Origin of the sequence: Longimicrobium sp. (genome assembly GCF_036387355.1) — a bacterium.
Classification (GTDB): domain Bacteria; phylum Gemmatimonadota; class Gemmatimonadetes; order Longimicrobiales; family Longimicrobiaceae; genus Longimicrobium.
This window is the reverse complement of record NZ_DASVTX010000028.1, coordinates 1-1,817: the sequence shown is the minus strand read 5'-3', so window position 1 is coordinate 1,817 and position 1,817 is coordinate 1. Positions and strand designations below refer to the sequence as shown.

The following is a 1,817-nucleotide window of genomic DNA, read 5'->3' as shown; positions in this document are numbered from 1 at the left end:
CCCCCGTACACGCCCAGCCGCACGGACCGGGCCTCAGCCCCCGGAGGGCGGGGCCGCGGCGGCGGCGGCCGGCGGCGCGGGCTGCGCCTGGCGGGCCTCGGCGCTCTGCGGGTACTCGGCCAGCAGCCGCTGCCGGGCGGCCGCTTCTTCTTCGCGGTACCCCATGCGCTGGTAGCTTTCCACCACGCGCAGCAGCGCCGTGGGCGCCACCGTGCTGCGGGGGTGCTGCTCCAGCACTTCGTTGAAGTACACCAGCCCCGCGTCGTAGAGCCCGCGGCGAAAGTAGAAGAAGCCGTTCTGGTACGACTTGGTGGCCAGCTTCTCGCGCATTTCGCCCACCCACTCGGTGGCCTGGCGCGCGCTGGCCTCGCCCGGGTACAGGCCGGCGAACGACTCGCAGTAGCTGATGGCGGCCACCGTGTAGTCCTGGTCCAGCTGCGGCCGGGGCGACAGCCGGTGATAGGCGTCGCACAGCCCGAAGCGGGCCTCCACGGCCTCCGGGTCCGACGGGAACTCGGTGGCCACGCGCAGGAACTCGGAGCCGGCGGTGACGAACTCGCCGGTTTCCATGTGGCTGCGGGCCATGGCCATGAGCGCGGGCTTGAGCCGCACGTCGGAGCCGGTGGCGGTCACGAACTGGCCCAGCAGTTCGGCGGCGCGGCCGTAGCGGCGGGCCTGGTACGCCTGCATTCCCTGCGCGTACGACGACTCGGGGGTCGGCGTGGGCGGGGTGCGGAAGATGGAGCAGCCGCCCAGTGCGGAGACGGCCGCGAGGGCGGTGAACGCCCGGCGGAAAGCGTGAGATTCGGTCATGGCCTGCATGTACCCGCGGACAGGCCGCAAGGTTCAGAGTCGTGGCGAAGTCAGGAGGGCGCGGCGCCGCCGCCCCGCCGCTCCAGCATTCCCAGGTAGGCGGACACCTGGGCGTTGTCGGGCTGCTGCGCCTGGCAGCGGCGCCATTCGTCCCCCGCCCCGGCCAGGTCGCCGGCGCGGAACCGGGCCAGCCCCAGGTGCGCGCGGGCCTGCACGAAGCCCGGGTTGTGGTCCAGCACCGCTTCCAGCTCCGCCACGGCCTCGTCCGTCCGGCCCAGCTCGATCAGGGCACGGCCCAGCCGGGTGCGGATGTCCAGGAACTGCGGGCGCAGCTGCACCGCCTGGCGGTACTGCTGCACGGCCTCGTCCCCCGCCCCGGCCTGCTCGTACGCGTCGCCCAGCTCGCGGTGCAGGTTGGCCAGCCGCGCCGCCGCCGCGCTTCCGAAGCGCCCGCCGCCGCCCTTGGCCTCGTCGGCCTCGGCGGCGCGCTGAAACGACACGGCGGCCTCGTCGGTGCGCCCCAGGTCGTTCAGGGTGATGGCCCGGTTCACGTGGGCTTCCACGTAGTCCGGGTTCACCTCCGTCGCCCGGGTGAACGCCGCCAGCGCCTCGTCGGCGCGCCCCACCATGGAAAGGCACAGGCCCATGAGGTTGTGCACGTCGGCAAAGGCGGGGCGCTGCGCGGCGGCGGCCTCCAGGTCCGCCAGCGCGGACAGGTACTGCCCTCGCGCAAGCGCTTCCTTGCCGCGCGCGATGCGCTGCTCTACCGGGGGCTCCGGCGTCATCGTGCTCATCAACAGGGCCGCTGGGGGAGTGCACCACACGGATAAAACCGCCAGAACATAGGCGCGGGACGGCGCCCCGGCAACCCGCCGCGGTGGATCAGGCGCCCCGCGCGGCGCCGCCGGCCAGCACGGGGCGAAGCGCCCGGTACAGCCGCCACGCGGAGGGGAGCGCCGCCGCGGTGCGCGCCGCGCGGCTGGCGGCGCGCACCGCCCGCGCCG

Annotated in this window: 2 protein-coding genes; both read right to left on the bottom strand. The window is 74.5% G+C overall.

The window, feature by feature from the left end; all coding sequences use genetic code 11:
- Nucleotides 1-33 precede the first annotated feature (33 nt).
- Entirely contained in the window at nt 34-813 is a 780-nt protein-coding gene (locus VF665_RS01390; RefSeq protein WP_331051607.1) for an outer membrane protein assembly factor BamD, read from the bottom strand.
- 50 nt (nt 814-863) lie between these two features.
- Complete coding sequence (locus tag VF665_RS01385; protein WP_331051606.1) at nt 864-1,607, bottom strand: tetratricopeptide repeat protein; 744 nt, start codon at nt 1,605-1,607, stop codon at nt 864-866.
- Between the last annotated feature and the right edge of the window lie 210 nt (nt 1,608-1,817).